Genomic DNA, 24318 nt, shown 5'->3' on the forward strand with positions numbered 1-24318 from the left:
CAACCCAAGCTCTGGTAATCCTGGCAAGAAAGCTCGCGCGGGTGGCATTCGCCCTGATGAAAAATCAGGACGAATACGTCACCAAAGGCGGGAAACTGGCTTGCTGAAAACCATAGAATCTCCCACAGGTACGGCGCAGGTTTCAGAATTTGCACAATCCCTGTGGGAGCGGGCGTGCCCGCGAAGAGGCCGGAACGGAATACTCAGAGCTCGCTGACGAAGGTACCGGTGCCATCCAGGATGTTTTTCAGGGTCAGCGCCACTTCCTCAAGGTCGGTCCCCGCCGAAGTCAGCACGATCTCCAGCGCCTCATCCCCTTTCAGCGCATCACGATCCCCGGCCGCCACTTCGATCAGCAGGCGTTGTGCACTGAAGGTCACTTTCAGCCCATCCAGTGTCGACGGCTCGTCATCCAGGGTCAGGTCGACGGTGTCTTCGTCCGGGTAACGGGTCAGCAGAAACATCTGCCCCTTGTCGCTGTGGCAGCACAGGGTCGCCATGTTGTCTTCCTCGTCATCGCAAGGGGTGGCGAACAGCACGGAGGTTTGAATTTGCATGACGGCGACTCGGGTCAAGGGAATTGAAAGGGAATTCTGACAGCCTTGCACACATCCATAAACGTAAAGTTGCCAGCCCTTGACCGAAATTGTCGCAGCCTCGCAAGCGGCAATGACCGCTCAGTCGTTAAGCTTCGGCGAGCCCTGGACGTGCCTGCCACGTTCAACGTCTGGTTTTTACCGTCCGGCTTGCCATGGGTTGGCTATCGTTGATCCGTAACATGGCGGACGTGCGCGACGCTTCAACCATTACAAAGCCCAAGCGGAGTACCACAGATGGCGTTCTTCACCGCAGCCAGCAAAGCCGACTTCCAGCATCAACTGCAAGCGGCCCTGGCGCAGCACATCAGCGAACAGTCCCTGCCACAAGTGGCGCTGTTCGCCGAGCAGTTCTTCGGCATCATCTCTCTGGACGAACTCACCCAGCGCCGGCTTTCGGATCTGGCCGGCTGTACCCTGTCGGCGTGGCGCATCATCGAGCGCTTCGACCCCGAATACCCGCAAGTGCGGGTGTACAACCCCGATTACGAGCGCAATGGTTGGCAGTCGACCCACACCGTGGTCGAAGTGCTGCATCACGACTTGCCGTTCCTGGTCGACTCGGTGCGCACCGAGCTCAACCGCCGCGGCTACAGCATCCACACCCTGCAGACCACGGTGCTGAGCGTGCGCCGGGGCGCCAAGGGCGAACTGCTTGAACTGCTGCCCAAGGGCACCCAGGGCGAGGGCGTGCGCCACGAGTCGCTGATGTACCTGGAGATCGACCGCTGCGCCAATGCCGCCGAGCTGACGGTGCTGGCCCGCGAGATCGAGCAGGTGCTGGCCGAAGTGCGTGTGGCGGTGGCTGATTTCGAACCGATGAAAGCCAAGCTGCGTGAAGTCGTCGCCGAAGTGGAGAACACCGCCTATGGCCCGGCCCAGCACGAAAAGGGCGAGGTCAAGGCTTTCCTCGAATGGCTGCTGGATAACCACTTCACCTTCCTCGGCTACGAAGAATTCACCGTCCAGGCCGACATCAACGGTGGCCAGATGGACTACGACGAACAGTCGTTCCTCGGCCTGCCGCGCCGCCTGCGGGTGGGCCTGACGGCGGAAGAACTGCGCATCGAAGACTACGCCGTGGCCTACCTCAACGAGCCGCTGCTGCTGTCGTTCGCCAAGGCCGCGCTGCCCAGCCGCGTGCATCGCCCGGCCTACCCGGACTACGTGTCGATCCGCCAGCTCGATGCCGACGGCAAGGTCATCAAGGAGCACCGCTTCATGGGCCTGTACACGTCGTCGGTGTACGGCGAGAGCGTGCATGCCATCCCTTACATTCGCGTGAAGGTCGCCGAAGTCGAACGCCGTTCCGGCTTCGACCCGAAAGCGCATCTGGGCAAGGAACTGGCCCAGGTGCTCGAAGTGCTGCCACGCGACGACCTGTTCCAGACCCCGATCGACGAGTTGTTCAACACCGTCATGTCGATCGTGCAGATCCAGGAACGCAACAAGATCCGTGTGTTCCTGCGCAAGGACCCCTACGGGCGCTTCTGCTATTGCCTGGCCTACGTGCCGCGCGAGATCTACTCCACCGAAGTGCGGCAGAAGATCCAGCAGGTGCTGATGGAGCGCCTGAAGGCCAGCGATTGCGAGTTCTGGACCTTCTTCTCCGAATCGGTGTTGGCGCGCGTGCAGCTTATTCTGCGGGTCGACCCGAAGAACCGCATCGACATCGACCCGCAGCAACTGGAAAACGAAGTGATCCAGGCCTGCCGCTCGTGGCATGACGACTACTCGGCGCTGGTCATCGAGAACTTCGGCGAAGCCCAGGGCACCAACATCCTGGCTGACTTCCCCAAAGGCTTCCCGGCTGGCTACCGCGAGCGTTTCCCGGCGCATTCGGCGGTGGTCGACCTGCAGCACGTGGTGGCGCTGTCCGAGCACAAGCCGCTGGCGATGAGTTTTTACCAGCCGCTGACCCGCCTGGGCGACCGCCTGCTGCATTGCAAGCTGTACCATGCCGATACCCCGCTGGCGCTGTCGGACGTGCTGCCGATCCTGGAAAACCTTGGCCTGCGCGTACTCGGCGAGTTCCCATACCGCCTGCGCCACACCAGCGGGCGCGAGTTCTGGATCCACGACTTCGCCTTTACCTATAGCGAAGGCCTGGACCTGGACATCCAGCAGCTCAACGACATCCTGCAGGATGCCTTCATCCACATCGTCAAGGGCGACGCCGAGAACGATGCCTTCAACCGTCTGGTGCTCACCGCCGGCCTGCCATGGCGTGACGTGGCGTTGCTGCGTGCCTATGCCCGTTACCTGAAGCAGATCCGCCTGGGCTTCGACCTTGGCTACATCGCCAGCACCCTGAACAACCACACCGAGATCGCCCGCGAGCTGACCCGGTTGTTCAAGACTCGCTTCTACCTGGCGCGCAAGCTCACCAGCGAAGACCTGGACGACAAGCAGCAACGCCTGGAGCAGGCGATCCTCACCGCCCTGGACGATGTCCAGGTGCTCAACGAGGACCGCATCCTGCGCCGGTACCTGGACCTGATCAAGGCCACCCTGCGCACCAACTTCTACCAGCCGGATGGCAACGGCCAGAACAAGTCGTACTTCAGCTTCAAGTTCAACCCCAAGCTGATTCCCGAGCTGCCCAAGCCTGTGCCGAAGTTCGAGATCTTCGTCTATTCGCCACGGGTCGAGGGCGTGCACCTGCGCTTTGGCAATGTCGCCCGCGGCGGTCTGCGCTGGTCGGACCGCGAGGAAGACTTCCGCACCGAAGTGCTGGGCCTGGTCAAAGCCCAGCAGGTGAAGAACTCGGTGATCGTGCCGGTCGGCGCCAAGGGTGGCTTCCTGCCGCGCCGGCTGCCGCTGGGCGGTAGCCGTGACGAAATCGCCGCCGAGGGCGTGGCGTGCTATCGCATCTTCATCTGCGGCCTGCTCGACATCACCGACAACCTCAAGGACGGTGGCGTGGTGCCGCCGGCCAACGTGGTGCGTCACGACGACGACGACCCGTACCTGGTGGTGGCAGCCGACAAGGGCACCGCGACCTTCTCCGACATCGCCAACGGCATCGCCATCGATTACGGCTTCTGGCTCGGCGACGCGTTCGCCTCGGGTGGCTCGGCCGGTTATGACCACAAGAAGATGGGTATCACGGCCCGTGGCGCCTGGGTCGGTGTGCAGCGCCACTTCCGCGAGCGCGGCATCAATGTGCAGCAGGACCCGATCACCGTGATCGGCATCGGCGACATGGCCGGCGACGTGTTCGGCAACGGCCTGCTGATGTCCGACAAGTTGCAACTGGTGGCGGCGTTCAACCACCTGCACATCTTCATCGACCCGAACCCGGACCCGGCCACCAGCTTCGTCGAGCGCAAGCGCCTGTTCGACCTGCCGCGCTCAGCCTGGAGCGACTACGACACCAGTATCATGTCCGAAGGCGGCGGGATCTTCCCACGCAGCGCCAAAAGCATCGCCATCAGCCCGCAGATGAAGGAACGCTTTGCCATCGAAGCCGACCGCCTGACCCCGACAGAACTGCTGCACGCGCTGCTCAAGGCACCGGTCGACCTTCTGTGGAACGGCGGTATCGGTACTTACGTCAAGGCCAGCACTGAAAGCCACGCCGATGTCGGCGACAAGGCCAACGATGCCCTGCGGGTCAACGGCAACGAACTGCGCTGCAAGGTGGTAGGCGAGGGCGGCAACCTCGGCATGACCCAGCTCGGTCGTGTCGAATTTGGCCTGCATGGCGGCGCCACCAACACCGATTTCATTGACAACGCCGGTGGCGTGGACTGCTCCGACCACGAGGTCAATATCAAGATCCTGCTCAATGAAGTGGTGCAGGGTGGCGATATGACCGAGAAGCAGCGCAACCAGTTGCTCGGCAGCATGACCGACGAAGTGGCTGGCCTGGTGCTGGGCAACAACTACAAGCAGACCCAGGCCCTGTCGCTGGCAGCCCGCCGCGCCCGCGAGCGGATCGCCGAATACAAGCGCCTGATGGCCGACCTCGAAAGCCGTGGCAAGCTGGACCGAGCGATCGAGTTCCTGCCGTCCGAGGAACAGCTGGCCGAGCGCCTGGCGGCTGGCCAGGGCCTGACCCGCGCCGAGCTGTCGGTGCTGATCTCGTACAGCAAGATCGACCTCAAGGAGCAGCTGCTCAAGTCGCAGGTGCCGGACGATGACTACCTGACCCGCGACATGGAAACCGCCTTCCCGCCGTCGCTGGTCAGCAAGTTCGCCGACGCCATGCGCCGTCACCGCCTGAAGCGCGAAATCGTCAGCACCCAGATCGCCAACGACCTGGTCAACAACATGGGTATCACTTTCGTACAGCGCCTGAAGGAGTCGACCGGCATGAGCCCGGCCAACGTCGCCGGGGCCTATGTGATCGTGCGTGACATCTTCCACCTGCCGCACTGGTTCCGCCAGATCGAGGCGCTGGACTATCAGGTGCCGGCGGAGATCCAGCTGACCTTGATGGACGAGCTGATGCGCCTGGGCCGCCGCGCCACCCGCTGGTTCCTGCGCAGCCGCCGCAATGAGCAGGATGCCGGGCGTGACAGCGCGCACTTCGGGCCGAAGATCGCCCAGTTGGGGCTCAAGCTCGACGAGCTGCTGGAAGGCCCGACCCGCGAGCGCTGGATGGTGCGTTACCAGAGCTTCGTCGACGCCGGCGTGCCAGAATTGCTGGCGCGCATGGTTGCCGGTACCACCCACCTGTACACCCTGCTGCCGATCATCGAGGCCTCGGATGTAACGGGCCATGACCCGGCGCAGGTAGCCAAGGCGTTCTTCGCCGTGGGCAGCGCGCTGGACCTGACCTGGTACCTGCAGGAAATCAGCAACCTGCCGGTGGAGAACAATTGGCAGGCCCTGGCCCGCGAGGCGTTCCGTGACGACATCGACCTGCAGCAGCGGGCGATCACCATCTCGGTCTTGCAGATGGCCGATGCGCCGCAAGACATGGACGCCCGGGTGGCGCTGTGGGCCGAGCAGCACCGGGTGATGGTCGAGCGTTGGCGCGCCATGCTCGACGACCTGCGCAACGCCACCGGCACCGACTATGCGATGTACGCGGTGGCTAACCGCGAGCTGGTCGACCTGGCGCTGAGCGGGCAGGCGGCGGTGGTGCCGTCCTGAGTCAGGTAGTGAGGTAAAAGAAAGCCCCGGCAGCGATGCCGGGGCTTTCTTGTATTCCTGTGCCGGCCCTTTCGCGGGTAAACCCGCTCCCACAGGTACTGCACAAGTCTCAGGATTGGTGAGTTTCCTGTGGGAGCGGGTTTACCCGCGAAGAGGCCAGTGCAGGCTTACTTGAACCTGCGCTCCACGCCTTTCTCCACCAGGATCTTCGCCGAAATCTCTTCCACCGAAAAATGCGTCGAATTAATGTTGGGAATGTTCTCCCGGCGGAACAGGTTCTCCACCTCGCGCACCTCGAATTCGCACTGGGCAAAGCTGGAATAGCGGCTGTTTGGCTTGCGCTCGTGGCGGATGGCGGTCAGACGGTCGGGGTCGATGGTCAGGCCGAACAGCTTGCTGTGGTGCTTCTTCAGCACCGCCGGCAATTGCAGGCGCTCCATGTCGTCCTCGGTCAGCGGGTAGTTGGCGGCGCGAATACCGAACTGCATGGCCATGTACAGGCAGGTGGGCGTCTTGCCGCAGCGCGATACGCCGACCAGGATCAGGTCGGCCTTGTCGTAGTAGTGGGTGCGCGCGCCGTCGTCGTTGTCCAGGGCGAAATTCACCGCCTCGATGCGTTCCATGTAGTTGGAGTTGCCACCAATCGAGTGCGATTTGCCGACGGAATACGACGAATGGGCCGTCAGTTCCTGCTCAAGCGGGGATAAAAACGAAGAAAAGATGTCGATCATGAAGCCGTTCGACGTCGCCAGGATCTCGCGGATGTCCTGATTGACGATGGTGTCGAAGATGATCGGCCGCATGCCATCGCGCTCTGCGGCGGCATTGATCTGCTGCACCATGGTCCGTGCTTTTTCCGGGCTATCGATGTATGGACGAGTGAATTTATTGAACGGAATGCTTTCGAATTGAGCGAGCAGGCTCTGGCCCAGGGTTTCGGCGGTGATGCCGGTGCCATCGGAGATGAAGAACGCGGTTCGTTTCATTTGCGATCTGGGCCTTAAGCTGATGACGTTTCTTGGATATGATAAGTTCGGTTTGCCGAATGCGGCTGTCAGCAATTCTGCCATATTTTGCGAACCTATATTCCAGGTACAGGCCACAAGCGTCCGGCCCAGTCAACGAAGGCAGGCGGGCGCCCTTGAGCTTTTCCAATACAGTTAGTGGAGAGATCACCTTGGTAGAGTACGTAGTTTCCCTCGATAAGCTCGGCGTCCACGATGTGGAGCATGTGGGGGGCAAGAACGCATCCCTGGGCGAGATGATCAGTAACCTCGCTGGTGCCGGTGTGTCGGTGCCGGGCGGCTTTGCCACTACGGCTCAGGCGTACCGTGACTTTCTCGAACAGAGTGGCCTGAACAACAAGATCCATGCGGCACTCGATGCGCTCGACGTGGATGACGTCAATGCCCTGGCCAAGACCGGCGCGCAGATCCGCCAGTGGGTGATGGAGGCCGATTTCCCGGCCCGCCTGGATGCGGAAATCCGCACCGCCTTCGCCGAAATGTCCCAGGGCAACGACAACATGGCCGTGGCCGTGCGTTCCTCGGCCACCGCCGAAGACCTGCCGGACGCCTCGTTCGCCGGCCAGCAGGAAACCTTCCTCAACATCCGTGGCGTCGACAACGTGATCCGCGCGGCCAAGGAAGTGTTTGCCTCGCTGTTCAACGACCGCGCCATCGCCTACCGCGTGCACCAGGGCTTCGACCACAAGCTGGTAGCCCTGTCCGCCGGCGTGCAGCGCATGGTCCGTTCAGAAACCGGCACCGCCGGCGTGATGTTCACCCTCGACACCGAGTCGGGCTTCCGTGACGTGGTGTTTATCACCGGTGCCTACGGCCTGGGTGAAACCGTGGTGCAGGGCGCGGTCAACCCTGACGAATTCTACGTGCACAAACAAACCCTGCAGGCTGGTCGCCCGGCCATCCTGCGCCGCAACCTGGGCAGCAAGGCGATCAAGATGGTCTATGGCGACGAAGCCAAGGCCGGCCGCTCGGTCAAAACCATCGAGGTCGATCGTGCCGATCGTGCCCGCTTCTGCCTGAGCGACGACGAAGTCAACGAACTGGCCAAGCAGGCGATGATCATCGAGCAGCACTACCAGCGCCCGATGGACATCGAGTGGGCCAAGGACGGTGATGACGGCAAGCTGTACATCGTTCAGGCCCGCCCTGAGACCGTGAAGAGCCGCGCCAGCGCCAATGTCATGGAGCGTTACCTGCTCAAAGAGAAAGGCACCGTGCTGGTCGAAGGCCGCGCCATCGGCCAGCGCATTGGCGCCGGCAAGGTCCGCGTGATCAACGACGTGTCCGAGATGGACAAGGTACAGCCCGGCGACGTGCTGGTTTCCGACATGACCGACCCGGACTGGGAACCGGTGATGAAGCGCGCCAGTGCCATCGTCACCAACCGTGGCGGGCGCACCTGCCACGCGGCGATCATCGCCCGTGAGCTGGGCATCCCGGCCGTGGTCGGTTGCGGCAATGCCACCCAGGTACTAAAAGACGGCCAGGGCGTGACCGTATCCTGCGCCGAAGGCGACACCGGTTTCATCTTCGAGGGTGAACTGGGCTTCGACGTCAAGCAGAACTCGGTGGACGCCATGCCGGAGCTGCCGTTCAAGATCATGATGAACGTCGGCAACCCGGACCGTGCCTTCGACTTCGCCCAGCTGCCCAACGCCGGTGTGGGCCTGGCGCGTCTGGAATTCATCATCAACCGCATGATCGGTGTGCACCCCAAGGCGCTGCTGAACTACGCCGGTCTGCCAGCCGACCTGAAAGAAAGCGTCGACAAGCGCATCGCCGGCTACAACGACCCGGTCGGTTTCTATGTCGAGAAGCTGGTCGAGGGCATCAGCACCCTGGCGGCAGCCTTCTACCCGAAAAAGGTCATCGTGCGCCTGTCGGACTTCAAGTCCAACGAGTACGCCAACCTGATCGGCGGCAAGCTGTATGAGCCGGAAGAAGAAAACCCGATGCTGGGCTTCCGCGGCGCCTCGCGCTACATCAGCGAGTCGTTCCGCGACTGCTTCGAGCTCGAGTGCCGTGCGCTGAAGCGCGTGCGCAACGAAATGGGCCTGACCAACGTCGAGATCATGGTGCCGTTCGTGCGCACCCTGGGCGAAGCCAGCCAGGTCGTCGACCTGCTTGCCGAAAACGGCCTGGCCCGTGGCGACAACGGCCTGCGCGTGATCATGATGTGCGAGTTGCCGTCCAACGCCATCCTCGCCGAAGAGTTCCTCGAATACTTCGACGGCTTCTCCATCGGCTCCAACGACCTGACCCAGCTGACCCTGGGCCTGGACCGTGACTCGGGCATCATCGCCCACCTGTTCGACGAGCGAAATCCTGCGGTGAAGAAGCTGCTGGCCAACGCCATCCAGGCATGCAACAAGGCCGGCAAGTACATCGGCATCTGTGGCCAAGGCCCGTCGGACCACCCGGACCTGGCCAAGTGGCTGATGGAGCAGGGCATCGAAAGCGTGTCGCTGAACCCGGACTCGGTCCTGGAGACCTGGTTCTTCCTGGCCGAAGGCCAGGGCGCGGCCTGATGCGGTAAATTGCGGGGGCGCGTCTGGCGCGCTTCCGCCTGGTTTTTTCCAGGGCGAGCTCCAGTGATGGATCCCGCCCTTTTTTGTGCACCAAGCAACCTTATGCAAAGCAGCAGCAACCTTTTTCCCGTGGCCTTGCTCAGTGCTGAGCGCCGCGGCGACCTCAGCGAAGACGTGTACCGGATCAAGACCGGCAACGGCCCGGACCCCAGCGTCGAGCTGGCCGTGACCCGCCTGGGGCTGGCCGATCAAGTCCGGCCCCAAGGTGTGCCGGTGATTCTGCTGCATGGCAGTTTCTCCAACCGGCGCTTCTGGTACTCGCCCAAGGGCATCGGCCTTGGGGCCTATCTGGCGCGGGCCGGGTTCGACGTATGGATCCCGGAAATGCGCGGCCACGGGCTGTCGCCGCGTAACCGCAACTGGAAGCACAACAGCGTGGCCGATTATGCCCGCGACGATCTGCCACTGATCGGTGCATTCGTGCGTGAGCAGTCTGGCCAGGCGCCGCACTGGGTCGGCCACTCCCTGGGTGGCACTACCTTGGTGGCAGCCTTGGGTGGCGGCTTCATAAAGGCTGAGCAGGTGGCCAGCGTGGCGCTTTTCGGAACCCAGGTCAGCCGGGTCTATTGGCCGCTCAAGGTGCCTCCGCTGACCTGGGGGGCAAAACTGCTGCTCAAGCGTTGGGGGCAGATTTCCGGGCCGCGCTTCAAGCGTGGTCCGGAGGACGAGCCGATCGGCCTGGCGCTGGAGAGCATGCGCTGGCATGGCCTGTTCGGGCGCTTTGGCGACAAGCAGAACGACTGGTGGGCGGGGCTGGCCGAAGTGGATGTGCCGTTGCTGGCGGTGGCTGGCGCGGGGGACTTCCAGGACCCGGTGTGGGCCTGCCGCAAGCTGTTCGATCAGCTGGGCGGGGAGCGCAAGCAGTTCTTGCGTCTGGGCCGTGAAGAGGGGTTCGAGGCCTTTGGTCATGTCGACATGCTGGTGAGCAAGGCGGCACAGGTGCAGGTATGGCCGTTGGTTGAACGCTGGTTGCGTGATCCGCTGCTGCCGGTGCATGAGTCGACGGTGGCTGCCGAGCCTGTGCCTGTTGGCTGAATCAACTTCATTTGTGCCGGCCTCTGCGCGGGTAAACCCGCTGCCACAGGATCACCACATTCCTCAGGCCCGTGGTATTCCTGTGGCAGCGGGTTTACCCGCGAAGAGGCCGGTACAGGCAAAACTTGACTGCTCAGTCCCGGATGACTGCGACGGCTTCTACGGTGTAGCCTTGGCCGATACCCGCCTTCGTTGTGACTGACAGGAGCTTCCCATGCAGCATTACGTAACGCCCGACCTGTGTGACGCCTACCCGGACCTGGTTCAGGTGCTCGAACCCATGTTCAGCAACTTCGGTGGCCGCGACTCCTTCGGTGGCCAGATCGTTACCATCAAGTGCTTCGAAGACAACTCGCTGGTCAAGGAGCAGGTCGAGCTCGATGGCAAGGGCAAGGTCCTGGTGGTCGACGGGGGTGGCTCGCTGCGCCGTGCGCTGCTGGGTGACATGCTCGCCGAAAAGGCCGCCAAGAACGGCTGGGAAGGCCTGGTTATCTACGGTTGCGTGCGTGACGTCGATGTACTGATCCAGACCGACGTCGGTGTACAGGCGCTGGCCAGCCACCCGATGAAAACCGACAAACGCGGCATCGGCGACCTTAACGTGGCCGTGACCTTCGCCGGTGTCACCTTCCGCCCGGGCGAGTACCTGTATGCCGACAACAATGGCGTGATCATCTCGCCAAGCCCGCTGAAGATGCCGGAGTGACGCGTAGTACGCGCTGATGGAGCTTTGATGTTCGAGGAAGACAACGCGCAGTGGGGGTTGGTGCATGCCCTGGTGCTCGATGGTAAAGGTGGCGCGCGTTCGATTGCCCGGACCGAGCTGGACGGCCTGCAGCTGCAACCACAGCAAAGCCTGTGGTTGCATTGGGATCGCAGTCATCCGCAAACCCGCACCTGGTTGTTGCAGGACAGTGGCCTGAGCGAGTTCGCCTGCGACCTGCTGCTGGAAGAAAACACCCGGCCACGGCTGTTGCCGCAGGCCGGTGAGCAGATGTTGCTGTTCCTGCGCGGGGTCAACCTCAACCCGGGTGCCGAGCCCGAGGACATGGTGTCGGTGCGCATTCATGCCCAGGCGCAGCGGGTCATTTCGCTGCGTTTGCGGCCGCTGCGTGCCAGCGATGAAATCCTTCAGCAGCTTGAAGAGGGCAGGGGGCCGAAATCGGCGTCCGAGCTGTTGCTGTTGATGGGTGAGTTACTGACCGAGAAGGTACAGAGCCTGGTCAGCGACCTCTCGGAACTGGTCGATGTGGAGGAAGAGAAGGTTGAATCTGACGAACGGTATACACCGGAGCACGGCAGCCTGCAGCAGATTCGCCGCCGCGCGGCGGGCTTGCGTCGCTTTCTGGCACCTCAGCGTGAGATCTACGCCCAGCTGTCGCGCAGCAAATGGAGCTGGTTCTGCGATGCCGATGCCGATTACTGGAACGAGCTGAACAACAGCCTGATCCGCTACCTCGAAGAGCTGGAGCTGACCCGCGAGCGGGCAGCGCTGGTGCTGGAAAGCGAAGACCGCCGGCGCAGCGAACGGATGAACCGGACCATGTACCGCTTCGGTATCATCACCTGCATCTTCCTGCCCATGAGCTTCGTCACCGGGTTGCTCGGCATCAATGTCGGCGGCATTCCGGGGGCGAGCAACCCTTATGGCTTCCTGCTGGCCTGCATCGTCGTGCTCGGCCTGGCAGTGGGGCAGTGGTGGTTGTTCCGGCGGTTGCGCTGGGTATGAACATGCCGAGTCGTCATGAAGCATTCGTTCCACTGCGATGTGTGACCCATCGCCCGGCCACCTCGTCTCTGAGTGACACTGCGCGAGGTGCCCATGCACGATCCGTTTGAAGAATCACTGCGTGACCTGCTCAAGGCGTCGCCCTCCGGTGAGGAGCGAGACGATGCCGCGTGCCTGGGTCGCGTGCTGAAAACCGCCAACCGCCAGGTCGGTGCCGGTGATCTGTTCAGCCTGCTTGGCCGCTGGAGCCAGGCGCTGCTGATCGCCGTGAACAATGGCTCGGCGCACGTTGCGCCGGTGCGTCGACACTCTACCCGCAACGCTGCCGGTGGCAGCAAAGCAGATAAGGCCGATTGAATATGGAACTCGATCTCTGGACCCAGAGCCTGGTCACTGCCATGACCGCCCTATGGACCAAGGTAGCGAACTTCATCCCCAACCTGTTCGGCGCGCTGGTCGTGGTGCTGCTCGGTTTCGTGGTGGCCAAGCTGCTCGACACACTGCTTTCCAAGCTCCTGGCCAAGTTCGGCCTGGACCGTCTCATGGCCGGTACCGGGCTGACCAAGATGCTTGGCCGGGTTGGCATCCAGGTGCCGATCTCGACGTTGATCGGCAAGATCGTCTACTGGTTCGTGTTGCTCATCTTCCTTGTCTCGGCCGCTGAGTCGTTGGGCCTGGAGCGGGTTTCGGCGACCCTGGACATGCTCGCCCTTTACCTGCCCAAGGTGTTCGGCGCAGCCCTGGTGCTGCTGGCAGGCGTGCTGCTGGCGCAGGTGGCCAACGGCCTGGTGCGCGGTGCGGCCGAAGGTATCGGCCTGGAATATTCCGCCGGCCTTGGGCGCATCACCCAGGGCCTGGTGATCATCATCAGCATCTCGGTGGCCATCAGCCAGCTGGAGGTCAAGACCGACCTGCTCAACCACGTGATCGTCATCGGGCTGATTACCGTTGGTCTGGCCGTTGCGCTTGCCATGGGCCTTGGCAGCCGCGAAATCGCCGGGCAGATCCTGGCCGGCATTTATGTTCGCGAACTGTACCAGGTCGGCCAGCAGGTGCGGATTGGAGAGGTTGAAGGAATGATCGAAGAGATCGGCACAGTCAAGACGACGCTGTTGACCGATGAGGGCGAGCTGGTGTCGCTGTCCAATCGCGAGCTCCTCGAGCAGCGAGTCAATAGCCGCTAACCGTACAAAAGCTGTTAATGTATGCCGCCGCGAAATCAGCCCCAGGGGTTGAGCGGCGACATTGACCTGACTGTCGGCCAGATCCGTTTTGAATAAAGTTCATTCGCCGCCCATGCGTTATGACCCCCGCGAACTCACCGACGAGGAGTTGGTGGCGCGTTCGCATGAAGAGCTGTATCACGTAACCCGCGCCTATGAGGAGCTCATGCGGCGCTACCAGCGGACCCTGTTCAACGTCTGTGCGCGTTATCTGGGGAACGACCGCGATGCTGATGATGTCTGTCAGGAAGTGATGCTGAAGGTGCTCTACGGTCTGAAGAACTTCGAGGGCAAGTCCAAGTTCAAGACCTGGCTCTACAGCATTACCTACAACGAATGCATTACCCAGTACCGCAAGGAGCGTCGTAAACGCCGGTTGATGGATGCCTTGAGCCTGGACCCTGTTGAAGAGGCGTCCGAAGAGAAGGCTCCGAAACCGGAAGAAAAAGGCGGTCTGGACAAGTGGCTGGTGCATGTGAACCCGATTGATCGGGAAATTCTGGTGCTGCGTTTTGTCGCGGAGCTGGAATTTCAGGAAATCGCCGATATCATGCACATGGGCCTGAGCGCAACGAAAATGCGCTACAAGCGCGCGCTAGACAAGCTTCGTGAGAAATTTGCAGGGCTTGATGAAACTTAGCCCTCTGCAAATATCTCTAACGGATCGGCGAGTTCTGCTAGACTTGCCGTCGAGTTGTCCCCCGGATGTTGGTGGGACTGCTTAACTATCACCAGATGGGGATTTAACGGATGAAATTGAAAAACACCTTGGGCTTGGCCATTGGCTCGCTCGTCGCAGCTACTTCGTTCGGCGTTCTGGCTCAAGGCCAAGGCGCGGTCGAAGTCGAAGGCAACGTGACCAAGCAGTACTACGACAGCGAGCGTAACTTCAAGAACGACGGCACCAACCCTGGTGTTCGTCTGGGTTACTTCCTGACTGACGACGTATCCCTGGACCTGGGCTACAACGAGACTCACAACGCTCGTGGCGAAGTCTTCAACAAAGACATCAAAGGTTCCAAGGCCAAGCTGGACGCTACCTACCACTTCGGTACCGTTGGCGATGCTCTGCGTCCGTACGTTTCCGCCGGTTTCGCTCACGAGAGCCTGGGCCAGGCCACTCGTAGCGGCCGCGACCACTCCACCTTCGCCAACGTTGGCGCTGGCGCCAAGTGGTACATCACCGACATGTTCTTCGCCCGTGCTGGCGTTGAAGCCATGTACAACATCGACGACGGCAACACCGAGTGGGGCCCAACCGTTGGTGTTGGTCTGAACTTCGGTGGTAGCGGTGGTAAAGTGGCTGCTGCTCCGGCTCCAGTTGCTGAAGTCTGCTCCGACTCCGACAACGATGGCGTTTGCGACAACGTCGACAAGTGCCCAGACACCCCAGCCAACGTTACCGTTGACGCTGATGGCTGCCCGGCTGTTGCCGAAGTCGTTCGCGTTGAGCTGGATGTCAAGTTCGACTTCGACAAGTCGGTCGTCAAGCCAAACAGCTACGGCGACATCAAGAACCTGGCTGACTTCATGAAGCAGTACCCACAGACCACCACCGTGGTTGAAGGTCACACTGACTCCGTCGGCCCAGACGCCTACAACCAGAAGCTGTCCGAGCGTCGTGCCAATGCTGTCAAGCAGGTTCTGACCCAGCAGTACGGTGTTGAATCCAGCCGCGTTCAGTCGGTTGGCTACGGCGAAACCCGTCCGGTTGCTGACAACGCCACCGAAGAAGGCCGCGCTATCAACCGTCGCGTTGAAGCTCAGGTAGAAGCCCAGGCCAAGTAATTGGTTTGAAGCTTCAATGAAAAACCCGGCCTCGGCCGGGTTTTTCTTTGTCTGTCATTTATGCAACCACCGTATCCCCGGCAAGGCACGTTCAACCCTTTAGCAGGGCGAACAGCAGCACCACATTCAACAACAGGGACAGCAGGGCCAAGGTGCGCCATACCTTCAACGGCTCACGCTCCAGCAGCGGGCGAGGGCGGCTGGGCAGTTCCTGGCGGTCGCCGCGTTCGAGCAACAGTAACCATTGCTCGGCGGTCTCGAAGCGATGCGCCGGGTCCGCCGCCACGGCCTGCAGCAAATTGTGCTGCAACCATTCGGGCAGGTCGGGGCGATAACGGGAGGGATTTACGGCCTGAGCAAAGCGTGGGCGCTGGAAGGCCTCGATCTCCCCATAAGGATAATGCCCGGTCAGCAAGCGATAGAGCGTGACGCCGGCGGCGTACAGGTCCTGGCGCGGGCTCGGGGGCTGGCCTTGGTAGGCTTCCGGGGCGATATACGACGGTGTGCCGGCCAATTCGTGCAACGGTTCCTGGGACAACCCCGGGCAATACGCCAGGCCGAAGTCCAGCAAGCGTACCTGGCCGTCATCGCCCAGGTGCAGGTTTTGCGGTTTGATGTCGCGATGCAGCAGGTTTCGTCGGTGCAGCACGCCGATGGCCTGGAGCAGCTGACGGGCGATTTCCAGCCATTGTGCGAGCGCTAACGGGCCATGTGCTTCGAGGTGCGTGGCGAGTGTCTTGCCGCTGTGTTCGCGCATCACGTAATACAAGTGCTGGCGCCGGCCGGCAGCATGCAGTTCGGGGAAATGGCGGCCGGCGACCCGCCGCAGGAACCATTCTTCCAGTAGCAGGCCCTGGGCGGCGCCGGGTTCCTGTTCGCGCTCGCCGGGCAGTGTTTTCAGCAGCCAGGGTTGACCCTGGGTATCACGTACCCGGTAAAGCAGCGACTGGCGACTGTGCGCCAGGCACGTTTCGACCTGCCAGCCATCGAGCGCCTGGCCCTCGCGCAGTGGGCCAGGCAATGGCCATTGCTGCAGTTCCACCAGGGTGTCGCCGAGATTGGCCGTGCCCAGTTGCTCGACCCGCACCAGCAAGGCGCTGGCGTTGTCCTGGCTGCCGTTGTGATGGGCGCTGGCAACCAGGGTCTCGGCGGCCGATTGCAGGTCGGGTTGCTCGCGCAGGATGGCCTTAATGTGCTGGTCGCCAAGGCTGGCCCAGACGCCGTCGCTGAGCAGCAGGTAGCACTCGCCAGCTTGCAGTTCGCCCTCCAGGTAGTCGACCAGCAGGTGCTGGTCCAGGCCTAGTGCACGCTTGAGCACATGCTGCATGCCGGGCTGGTCCCAGACGTGGTCTTCACTCAGGCATTGCAGGCGCCCGGCGTGCCAGCGATAGGCCCGGCAATCGCCCACGTGGGCCAGGGTGAAACGGCGCCCGCGCAGCACCAGGGCGCTCAGTGTGGTCAGCAGCGGCTGGCTGCCTTGGGCACGCAACCAGCGATTTTGTGCCAACAGCAGGCGGTCGAGGGCCTGGGCCACGCCCCAGGTAGCGGGCGTCGCGTAGTAATCCATGGCCAGCGCCTGCAGGCTGGCGCGAGCGGCGAGGCCACCGTCGGCGCATTGACTGACGCCATCGGCAAGGGCGAACAGGTAGCCCTTGCTGGCGGCCAGCTCCGCCGCCGGCGTGACCAGGCGCAGGGCATCCTGGTTCTCCATGCGTGGCCCGGTGGCGCTGGCCTGGGCGAAGCTGAGCTGCAGGCTCATGGTCTTCCTCAGACCCGCGCAGCGGTAACCGCTGCCGAGCCCCAGGTGGTACGCCAGCGTTGCTTGACCCCGTACAGGCCGAACCAGGCGAGCACGCCGAGGCTGGCGAACATCCACAGGCCCAGCTGATAGTCGCCGCTGTGCTGCTTGATGGCGCCGAGCCCTGCTGCCAGCAGGAAGCCGCCGATGCCACCGGCCATGCCGATCAGCCCGGTCATCACGCCGATCTCCTGGCGGAAGCGTTGCGGTACCAGCTGGAACACCGCGCCATTGCCAGCGCCGAGGCCGAGCATGGCGCTGACGAACAGCGCCAGGGCGGCTGCGGCACTGGGAAGGTTGAAGCCAACTGCCGCGATGCAGATGGCAGCCACGCTGTACATGCCGAGCAGGGTGCGGATGCCGCCGAAGCGGTCGGCCAGGGCGCCACCCAGCGGGCGCATCAGGCTGCCGGCGAACACGCAGGCGGCGGTGTAGTAGCCGGCGGTGACCGGGCTCAGGGCGTACTGGTCGCTGAAGTAGCCGGGCAGGGCGCTGGCCAGGCCGATAAAGCCGCCGAAGGTGACGCTGTAGAAGAACATGAACCACCAGCTGTCACGGTCGCCCAGGGCACTGAGGTAATCGGCTGCTGCCTTTGGCTTGGGCCGCTGCGGGGCATTGCGCGCCAGCAGGGCGAACACTGCCAAGGTCAGCAACAGCGGGAGCACGGCAAAGCCGAACACGTTGTTCCAGCCAAACCCGGCAGCCAGCACCGGGGCCAGCAGGGCGGCGAACACCGTACCGGAGTTGCCTGCGCCAGCGATGCCCATGGCCTTGCCCTGGTGCTGTGGCGGGTACCACTGCGAGGCGAGCGGCAGCGACACGGCGAACGAGGCGCCGGCTACACCGAGGAACACACCCAGCAGCAGGGCTTGCTCATAGGTGTGCACGCCCAGGTACCAGGCTCCGGTCAGGGCGACGATGACAATCGTCTGGCCGATCAGGCCAGCGGTCTTTGGCGACAGGCGATCGACCAGCACGCCCATGACGAAGCGCAGCACTGCACCGGCAAGGATCGGCGTAGCCACCATCAGGCCGCGCTGCTGGGCGCTCAGTTGCAGGTCGGCAGCAATCTGCACCGCCAGCGGGCCAAGCAGGTACCAGACCATGAAGCTCAAGTCGAAATATAGGAACGCGGCGAACAGCGTGGGCACATGCCCGGATTTCCAGAAGCTGGTACTCATCGAACACCTCACTCGGCAATGCAGCGGAAACGAAAAAGACGCCGCTGCCCGGTCCACTGGCGTGGAGCGAAGAGCGACGTCTTTGTCGGGGGGGTATGAGGCAACCGCCGTTGGCTACCGGTGAACTAGGTTCAGCAAAAGCTGGGCCAACTTTTTGATCTGGCAGCCCTGGCGATGCTGCCGGGCTAGCCGAGCATCTCATGCATGGCGATGATCTGCTCGGCCACCTGGATGAGCTTCTGCTGCCGGCTCATGGCCTGCCGGCGCATCAAGGTGTAGGCCTGTTCTTCGTTGCAGTCCTTCATCTTCATCAGCAGCCCCTTGGCCTGCTCGATGCGCTTGCGCTCTGCCAGTTGCTGGTCGCGGGCCAGCAACTGAGCCTTGAGTGCCTGGTCGCTCTCGAAGCGCGCCATGGCGACGTCAAGAATGGGCTGCAGCCGCGCCGCCTGGATGCCTTCGACGATATAGGCGCTGACCCCGGCCTGGATCGCCTGGCGCATCACCGTCGGGTCGTGCTCGTCGGTGAACAGCACGATGGGCCGTGGCTGGTCGCGGCTGACCAGCACCACCTGCTCCATCACGTCACGGTCAGGTGAGTCGGTATCGATCAGTATGACGTCCGGGCGCACCGTTTCGACGCAGGCGGGCAGGTCGATGGTCAGGTCTGGCGCTTCGATCACCTCGAATCCGGCTTCGCGCAGTGCGGCCTTGAGGCGGCCAAGCTGCTTCTGGGTGTCGTCGATCAGCAAGATGCGCAGCATGGTCATGGCCCTCACAGACCGACTCGGGCATCGGGCGCCTGGCCCAGTGCGTGCAGGCGGAAGCTGCGGGCGTAGGCATAGGGGTCGGTACCATCCCAGCGCGTGCCGTCGATGAGCAGGCTGCTGCGCATGGCTGAGTCGGGGCTGCTCACGCCGAGTGCGTCAGCGGCTTCGCGGTACAGCTGCAATTGCTGCACCTGGCGAGCCACGCCGAGATAGTCGGGGTCATCGCGCAACAGGCCCCAGCGGCGGAACTGGGTCATGAACCACATGCCATCGGACAGGTAAGGCAGGTTGGCGCGGCCTTGATCGAACAGGCGCAGGGCGTGCCGGTCGTGCCAGGTGTTGCCCAGGCCGTCCTGATAGTTGCCCAGCAGGCGCGGCTCGATGTTTTCGAGCGGTGTGTCGAGGTAGGCGCTGCCGCTGAGCAGTTGCGCGGTGCTGCGCACGTTCTCCGGGCTCTGTTCGATGAACCGGCTGGCAGCGAGTACCGCCTTGACCAGTGCGCGGGCGCTGTTGGGGCAGTGCTCGACGAAAGCGCGGGTGCAGGCCAGTACCTTCTCCGGGTGGTCGGGCCAGATCGACTGGCTGGTGGCCAGGGTGAAGCCCTGGCCCTGGCTGACGGCGGCAGCAGCCCAGGGCTCGCCGACGCAAAAGCCGTCGATGCGCCCGGCCTGGATGTGCGCCGTCATCTGGGCCGGTGGCACCACCACGCTGGTGACGTCGTGCAGCGGGTGGATGCCCTGGCTGGCCAGCCAGTAATACAGCCACATGGCGTGGGTGCCGGTGGGGAAGGTCTGGGCGAAGGTCAGCCGTGCGCGCTGCTGGTGCACCCGCTGCGCCAGTGCCTCAGGGCTGGTCACGCCCTGCTGCTGCAAGGCGGGTGACAGGTTGATGGCCTGGGCGTTCTGGTTCAGCCCCATGAGCACCGCCATGTTGCTGGCCGGTACACCGCCGATCCCCAGGTGCACGGCATAGACCAGGCCGTACAGGCAATGGGCGGCATCCAGCTCGCCATTGGCCAGCTTGTCGCGCAGGCCGGCCCAGGACCCCTGACGTACCAGGTTGAGGGTCAGGCCGTGTTGCTGGGCAAAGCCCTGGGTGGCGGCGACCACCACCGAGGCGCAATCGGTCAGGGCCATGTAGCCGATGTTGAGGCTGGTTTTTTCCGGCGCGTCGCTGCCGTTTACCCAGGCTAGAGGTGCGGTATTCACAAAGGTCCTCGCCTGTACTGAATAGACTGTAGGCAAACGAAGAAGCAACCCATGTGCCAAGCCCCTGTCATGCCGGGCGCGCGCTGGCTATAATCGCTGCCTCACTTACCCCGAGCCTTGCCCGCCCATGTATACCCTGGCCCGCCAGCTGCTGTTCAAGCTTTCCCCGGAAACCTCCCATGACCTCTCCCTGGACCTGATCGGCGCCGGTGGCCGACTTGGGCTCAATGGTGTGCTGTGCAAGCAGCCGGCGGCCCTGCCGGTGACCGTGATGGGCTTGAACTTCGCCAACCCGGTGGGGCTGGCGGCGGGCCTGGACAAGAACGGCGCGGCCATCGACGGCTTTGCCCAGCTGGGCTTCGGCTTCGTCGAGATCGGCACCGTGACCCCGCGTCCGCAGCCGGGCAACCCCAAACCGCGGTTGTTCCGCCTGCCGCAGGCAACGGCGATCATCAATCGCATGGGTTTCAACAACCTGGGCGTCGATCACCTGCTCGAGCGCGTGCGGGCTTCGCGTTACGACGGCGTGTTGGGCATCAATATCGGCAAGAACTTCGATACCCCGGTCGAGCGTGCGGTCGACGATTACCTGATCTGCCTGAACAAGGTCTATACCGAAGCCAGCTACATCACCGTCAACGTCAGCTCGCCGAATACTCCCGGCCTGCGCAGCCTGCAGTTCGGCGACTCGCTCAAGCAACTGCTCGATGCCCTGGCCGAGCGCCGTGAGCAGCTGGCCGCCGAGCACGGCAAGCGCGTGCCGTTGGCGATCAAGATCGCCCCGGACATGAGCGACGAGGAAACCGCGCTGGTCGCCAGCGCGCTGATGGAATCGGGCATGGATGCGGTAATTGCCACCAATACCACCCTGGGGCGCGAAGGGGTCGAGGGGCTGGAGCATGGTGGCGAGGCCGGTGGCCTGTCGGGTGCGCCAGTGCTGGAGAAGAGCACGCACATCGTCAAGGTACTGGCGGGCGAGTTGGGCGGCAAACTGCCGATCATCGCCGCCGGAGGCATCACCGAAGGCCGTCATGCGGCCGAGAAGATCGCTGCAGGGGCGAGCCTGGTGCAGATCTACTCGGGCTTCATCTATAAAGGGCCAGCGCTGATTCGTGAAGCGGTAGATGCCATTGCTGCAATGCCACGTTGACCTGACCGGGCCTCTTCGCGGTTGATCCCGCGAAGAATGCAGCGCTGATGTAAGATCGAGCCTGATAAAAAAGGGCCCCTTAAAGGGGCCCCTGGGCCGAAGCCCGCCGCCCGGATAGGGCGCGCATGGGTAACTCGAATTCAGTGTCCTCGTTCAGCCAACGGCGTGATTTTCGTTGAGTCTATGGATGCCAGCGGTGCCAGTCATTCCGTCCCAGTTATCACCGCGACCTTCGCGCCAGCCGTTGATCCAGGCTTGGCGAACTGAAGGAAGTGTAAAGGGGCAAAGTTCGCGGGATTTGCCGGTGACCCCGTATTGGTAGCCACGTGAATATGCTCTTTCCAACGGATCACGCTTAAGTCTTCTCATAGGGTGTTGCCCTCACTTGTTGACTGTAATGTCCCGTCGGCCTCTCCGAGGCCGGGCAGAGTCTTTCTGCCGGTTTTGCGCTCGCTGCCGGCGTGGCGAGCTGAAGGTGCCGCCTCATTGCGAAGCGGCCTGAGACCAGTTCTAACGAATGCAGGTCACGGTGGGAATGATCAATTTGTCATAAGCACGTAACCTTTCCGAGGGTGAGGGGATAAGTAAATAAATGCGACTCAACCTTGTTTGGCGTTGAGCCCGCTATTATCAGGGTTTGCCGAACCTTGGCGTCATTTCGCCAGCGTTGCGACGGGATGACAGAAATATTTGGTAATGCGACGAAGGGTCACACGGCCACGACGTCGACGGAAATTATTGGTACTGCCTGATGATCTAAGCTGTTTTTGCCACTTGGCGAGCGGCAGATCGATCAGGCGGCCCGGCCCCTCGGTTGCGATGACGCAGCGGGGAAGGCCACTCGGACGCTTGCTGGAAGGGCGTTCGGGCAAACATCGGCAAGGCGATGCGTCGCCTCGTCACTTACATAGCCCAAGGCGCTGGAATACTCATGTCGGACCGTTTCGAACTCTATCTCACTTGCCCCAAAGGCCTGGAAGGCCTGCTTGCCGAAGAGGCCCGAGGCCTCGGCCTGGATGATGTGCGTGAGCACACCTCGGCCATTCGCGGCGCCGCCGACATGGAAACCGCCTACCGCCTGTGCCTGTGGTCACGCCTGGCCAACCGCGTGCTGCTGGTGCTCAAGCGCTTCCCGATGAAGAATGCCGACGACCTCTATGATGGTGTGCACGCCGTCGACTGGGCCGACCACTTGGCTGCCGACGGCACCCTGGCCGTGGAATTCAGCGGCCATGGCTCGGGCATCGACAACACTCACTTCGGTGCGCTCAAGGTCAAGGACGCGATCGTCGACAAGCTGCGCAACCGTGAGGGCCTGCGCCCATCGGTGGAAAAGGTCGACCCGGATATCCGCGTGCACCTGCGCCTGGACCGTGGCGAGGCGATCCTCTCGCTCGACCTGTCCGGCCACAGCCTGCACCAGCGTGGCTATCGCCTGCAGCAAGGCGCCGCGCCGCTGAAGGAAAACCTGGCCGCTGCGGTGCTGATCCGCGCCGGCTGGCCGCGCATTGCTGCCCAAGGCGGCGCCCTTGCCGACCCGATGTGCGGTGTCGGCACCTTCCTGGTGGAGGCGGCGATGATCGCTGCCGACATTGCCCCCAACCTCAAGCGTGAGCGCTGGGGCTTCAGCGCCTGGCTCGGCCATGTGCCGGCCACATGGCGCAAGGTTCACGAAGAGGGCCTGGCCCGTGCGCAAGCCGGCCTGGCCAAGCCGCCACTGTGGATTCGCGGTTACGAAGCCGACCCGCGGCTGATCCAGCCGGGGCGCAACAACGTCGAGCGTGCCGGCCTGGGCGACTGGGTGAAGATCTACCAAGGCGAAGTCAGCACCTTCGAGCCACGCCCGGACCAGAACCAGAAAGGCCTGGTCATCAGCAACCCCCCGTACGGCGAGCGCCTGGGTGACGAAGCCAGCCTGTTGTACCTCTACCAGAACTTTGGCGAGCGCCTGCGCCAGGCCTGCATGGGCTGGGAAGCGGCGGTGTTCACCGGCGCGCCGGAGCTGGGCAAGCGCATGGGCATCCGCAGCCACAAGCAATATGCCTTCTGGAACGGCGCCTTGCCGTGCAAGCTGCTGTTGTTCAAGGTTCAGCCTGATCAGTTCGTCACCGGCGAGCGCCGCGAGGCCCAGGCCGACAATGGCGAGGCCCGCCGCCCAGCGGCGGTTGCCAGCGAGCCGGCACGCCTCTCGGAAGGCGCAAAGATGTTCGCCAACCGCCTGCAAAAGAACCTCAAGCAGCTGGGCAAGTGGGCCCGCCGCGAGCAGGTCGACTGCTACCGCCTGTACGATGCCGACATGCCCGAGTATGCCCTGGCAGTCGACCTCTATCAGGATTGGGTTCACGTGCAGGAATACGCAGCCCCGCGCTCGATCGACCCGGACAAGGCCCAGGCACGCCTGCTCGACGCACTGGCGGCGATCCCCCAGGCACTGAACATCGACCCGCAGCGAGTGGTGCTCAAGCGCCGCGAGCGCCAGAGCGGCACGCGCCAGTACGAGCGTCAGGCCACCGAAGGCCGCTTCCAGGAGGTGAACGAGGGCGGCGTCAAGCTGCTGGTCAACCTTACCGACTACCTCGACACCGGGCTGTTCCTCGACCACCGTCCGATGCGCATGCGCATCCAGCGCGAGGCGGCTGGCAAACGCTTCCTCAACCTGTTCTGCTATACCGCCACAGCGACCGTGCACGCGGCCAAGGGCGGGGCGCGCAGCACCACCAGCGTCGACCTGTCGAAAACCTACCTGGACTGGGCACGGCGCAACCTGGCGTTGAACGGTTTCTCCGAGCGTAACCGCCTGGAGCAGGGTGACGTGATGGCCTGGCTGGAAGCCAACCGCGACAGCTACGACCTGATCTTCATCGACCCGCCGACCTTCTCCAACTCCAAACGCATGGAAGGGGTATTCGACGTCCAGCGCGACCATGTGCAATTGCTCGATCTGGCCATGGCCCGCCTGGCACCCGGCGGCGTGTTGTATTTCTCCAACAACTTCCGCAAGTTCCAGCTCGATGAGCATGTCAGCACGCGCTACGCCGTGGAGGAAATCAGCGCCCAGACCCTGGACCCGGACTTCGCTCGCAACAACCGGATCCACCGCGCCTGGCGCCTGCAGCTGCGTTAATTC

General features: G+C 63.0%; 18 protein-coding genes and 1 pseudogene. 12 read left to right on the forward strand and 7 right to left on the reverse strand.

The window, feature by feature from the left end; translation table 11 throughout:
- Nucleotides 1-107 (forward strand): annotated as a pseudogene (locus CQW31_RS31775) (IS110 family transposase); the annotation flags it as partial.
- 96 nt (nucleotides 108-203) lie between these two features.
- Here CQW31_RS31775 and CQW31_RS24020 read toward each other — a convergent pair.
- On the reverse strand, nucleotides 204-557 hold the full coding sequence (locus CQW31_RS24020) for a hypothetical protein (RefSeq protein WP_099815558.1): 354 nt from the start codon (nucleotides 555-557) through the stop codon (nucleotides 204-206).
- Nucleotides 558-833: 276 nt separating this feature from the next.
- Here CQW31_RS24020 and CQW31_RS24025 point away from each other — a divergent pair, with 276 nt between their 5' ends.
- Nucleotides 834-5699, forward strand: coding sequence for an NAD-glutamate dehydrogenase (locus CQW31_RS24025; RefSeq protein ID WP_054885784.1), 4866 nt, complete (start codon nucleotides 834-836; stop codon nucleotides 5697-5699).
- Nucleotides 5700-5866: 167 nt separating this feature from the next.
- Here the strand turns inward: CQW31_RS24025 and CQW31_RS24030 are convergent, their stop codons facing one another.
- Nucleotides 5867-6685: a pyruvate, water dikinase regulatory protein gene (locus CQW31_RS24030; protein ID WP_054885785.1), complete on the reverse strand. Its 819-nt coding sequence runs from the start codon at nucleotides 6683-6685 to the stop codon at nucleotides 5867-5869.
- Between the two features lie 191 nt (nucleotides 6686-6876).
- Here CQW31_RS24030 and ppsA point away from each other — a divergent pair, with 191 nt between their 5' ends.
- The 8 genes from ppsA (at nucleotide 6877) to CQW31_RS24070 (ending at nucleotide 15087) form a co-directional block, all read left to right on the forward strand.
- Complete coding sequence (ppsA, locus tag CQW31_RS24035) at nucleotides 6877-9252, forward strand: phosphoenolpyruvate synthase (protein WP_099815559.1); 2376 nt, start codon at nucleotides 6877-6879, stop codon at nucleotides 9250-9252.
- A gap of 102 nt (nucleotides 9253-9354) precedes the next feature.
- Nucleotides 9355-10347, forward strand: coding sequence for an alpha/beta fold hydrolase (locus CQW31_RS24040; RefSeq protein ID WP_249342007.1), 993 nt, complete (start codon nucleotides 9355-9357; stop codon nucleotides 10345-10347).
- Nucleotides 10348-10561: 214 nt separating this feature from the next.
- Nucleotides 10562-11053 carry a ribonuclease E activity regulator RraA gene (gene rraA / locus CQW31_RS24045; protein ID WP_054883439.1) on the forward strand — a complete coding sequence of 164 codons (492 nt, stop codon included), beginning with the start codon at nucleotides 10562-10564 and terminating at the stop codon, nucleotides 11051-11053.
- A 27-nt stretch (nucleotides 11054-11080) separates the two neighbouring features.
- Entirely contained in the window at nucleotides 11081-12076 is a 996-nt protein-coding gene (locus CQW31_RS24050; protein WP_099815561.1) for a zinc transporter ZntB, read from the forward strand.
- Between the two features lie 93 nt (nucleotides 12077-12169).
- Nucleotides 12170-12433: a hypothetical protein gene (locus tag CQW31_RS24055; RefSeq protein WP_054883441.1), complete on the forward strand. Its 264-nt coding sequence runs from the start codon at nucleotides 12170-12172 to the stop codon at nucleotides 12431-12433.
- A 2-nt stretch (nucleotides 12434-12435) separates the two neighbouring features.
- On the forward strand, nucleotides 12436-13260 hold the full coding sequence (locus CQW31_RS24060) for a mechanosensitive ion channel domain-containing protein (protein ID WP_054883442.1): 825 nt from the start codon (nucleotides 12436-12438) through the stop codon (nucleotides 13258-13260).
- Nucleotides 13261-13372: 112 nt separating this feature from the next.
- Nucleotides 13373-13939 carry an RNA polymerase sigma factor SigX gene (gene sigX, locus CQW31_RS24065; RefSeq protein ID WP_033696348.1) on the forward strand — a complete coding sequence of 189 codons (567 nt, stop codon included), beginning with the start codon at nucleotides 13373-13375 and terminating at the stop codon, nucleotides 13937-13939.
- Nucleotides 13940-14049: 110 nt separating this feature from the next.
- Nucleotides 14050-15087 (forward strand): OmpA family protein, encoded by a 1038-nt coding sequence (locus tag CQW31_RS24070; RefSeq protein WP_054883443.1) that lies wholly within the window; start codon nucleotides 14050-14052, stop codon nucleotides 15085-15087.
- A 91-nt stretch (nucleotides 15088-15178) separates the two neighbouring features.
- On the opposite strand, the gene CQW31_RS24075 is transcribed toward CQW31_RS24070, so the two are convergent.
- The 4 genes from CQW31_RS24075 to CQW31_RS24090 form a co-directional block, all read right to left on the reverse strand.
- Entirely contained in the window at nucleotides 15179-16846 is a 1668-nt protein-coding gene (locus CQW31_RS24075; RefSeq protein ID WP_099815562.1) for a bifunctional protein-serine/threonine kinase/phosphatase, read from the reverse strand.
- 8 nt (nucleotides 16847-16854) lie between these two features.
- Nucleotides 16855-18066: a NarK/NasA family nitrate transporter gene (locus CQW31_RS24080; protein WP_054883445.1), complete on the reverse strand. Its 1212-nt coding sequence runs from the start codon at nucleotides 18064-18066 to the stop codon at nucleotides 16855-16857.
- Between the two features lie 185 nt (nucleotides 18067-18251).
- On the reverse strand, nucleotides 18252-18827 hold the full coding sequence (locus CQW31_RS24085; RefSeq protein ID WP_054883656.1) for an ANTAR domain-containing response regulator: 576 nt from the start codon (nucleotides 18825-18827) through the stop codon (nucleotides 18252-18254).
- 11 nt (nucleotides 18828-18838) lie between these two features.
- Nucleotides 18839-20041, reverse strand: coding sequence for a CmpA/NrtA family ABC transporter substrate-binding protein (locus CQW31_RS24090; RefSeq protein ID WP_054883446.1), 1203 nt, complete (start codon nucleotides 20039-20041; stop codon nucleotides 18839-18841).
- 127 nt (nucleotides 20042-20168) lie between these two features.
- On the opposite strand from CQW31_RS24090, the gene CQW31_RS24095 reads away from it, so the two are divergent.
- A complete protein-coding gene (locus tag CQW31_RS24095) occupies nucleotides 20169-21191 on the forward strand; it encodes a quinone-dependent dihydroorotate dehydrogenase (RefSeq protein ID WP_054883447.1) in 1023 nt (340 codons plus the stop codon).
- Nucleotides 21192-21344: 153 nt separating this feature from the next.
- Here the strand turns inward: CQW31_RS24095 and rmf are convergent, their stop codons facing one another.
- Entirely contained in the window at nucleotides 21345-21560 is a 216-nt protein-coding gene (gene rmf / locus CQW31_RS24100) for a ribosome modulation factor (protein ID WP_079227119.1), read from the reverse strand.
- 562 nt (nucleotides 21561-22122) lie between these two features.
- Here rmf and rlmKL point away from each other — a divergent pair.
- A complete protein-coding gene (gene rlmKL / locus CQW31_RS24105; protein ID WP_099815563.1) occupies nucleotides 22123-24315 on the forward strand; it encodes a bifunctional 23S rRNA (guanine(2069)-N(7))-methyltransferase RlmK/23S rRNA (guanine(2445)-N(2))-methyltransferase RlmL in 2193 nt (730 codons plus the stop codon).
- Nucleotides 24316-24318 lie beyond the last annotated feature (3 nt).

Source organism: Pseudomonas sp. 382, assembly GCF_002759075.1.
In the GTDB taxonomy this organism is placed as follows: Bacteria; Pseudomonadota; Gammaproteobacteria; order Pseudomonadales; family Pseudomonadaceae; genus Aquipseudomonas; species Aquipseudomonas vlassakiae.

Excerpts from the sequence above, each read along its gene's own strand:
- CQW31_RS24050 (WP_099815561.1), top strand. The coding sequence starts at position 11,081 with ATGTTCGAGGAAGACAACGCGCAGTGGGGGTTGGTGCATGCCCTGGTG.
- rmf (WP_079227119.1), bottom strand. The coding sequence starts at position 21,560 with ATGAGAAGACTTAAGCGTGATCCGTTGGAAAGAGCATATTCACGTGGC.
- sigX (WP_033696348.1), top strand. The coding sequence starts at position 13,373 with ATGCGTTATGACCCCCGCGAACTCACCGACGAGGAGTTGGTGGCGCGT.
- rlmKL (WP_099815563.1), top strand. The coding sequence starts at position 22,123 with ATGTCGGACCGTTTCGAACTCTATCTCACTTGCCCCAAAGGCCTGGAA.
- CQW31_RS24075 (WP_099815562.1), bottom strand. The coding sequence starts at position 16,846 with ATGAGCCTGCAGCTCAGCTTCGCCCAGGCCAGCGCCACCGGGCCACGC.
- CQW31_RS24040 (WP_249342007.1), top strand. The coding sequence starts at position 9,355 with ATGCAAAGCAGCAGCAACCTTTTTCCCGTGGCCTTGCTCAGTGCTGAG.
- CQW31_RS24055 (WP_054883441.1), top strand. The coding sequence starts at position 12,170 with ATGCACGATCCGTTTGAAGAATCACTGCGTGACCTGCTCAAGGCGTCG.
- CQW31_RS24085 (WP_054883656.1), bottom strand. The coding sequence starts at position 18,827 with ATGCTGCGCATCTTGCTGATCGACGACACCCAGAAGCAGCTTGGCCGC.
- CQW31_RS24025 (WP_054885784.1), top strand. The coding sequence starts at position 834 with ATGGCGTTCTTCACCGCAGCCAGCAAAGCCGACTTCCAGCATCAACTG.
- rraA (WP_054883439.1), top strand. The coding sequence starts at position 10,562 with ATGCAGCATTACGTAACGCCCGACCTGTGTGACGCCTACCCGGACCTG.
- CQW31_RS24095 (WP_054883447.1), top strand. The coding sequence starts at position 20,169 with ATGTATACCCTGGCCCGCCAGCTGCTGTTCAAGCTTTCCCCGGAAACC.
- CQW31_RS24020 (WP_099815558.1), bottom strand. The coding sequence starts at position 557 with ATGCAAATTCAAACCTCCGTGCTGTTCGCCACCCCTTGCGATGACGAG.
- CQW31_RS24030 (WP_054885785.1), bottom strand. The coding sequence starts at position 6,685 with ATGAAACGAACCGCGTTCTTCATCTCCGATGGCACCGGCATCACCGCC.
- CQW31_RS24080 (WP_054883445.1), bottom strand. The coding sequence starts at position 18,066 with ATGAGTACCAGCTTCTGGAAATCCGGGCATGTGCCCACGCTGTTCGCC.
- CQW31_RS24070 (WP_054883443.1), top strand. The coding sequence starts at position 14,050 with ATGAAATTGAAAAACACCTTGGGCTTGGCCATTGGCTCGCTCGTCGCA.
- CQW31_RS24060 (WP_054883442.1), top strand. The coding sequence starts at position 12,436 with ATGGAACTCGATCTCTGGACCCAGAGCCTGGTCACTGCCATGACCGCC.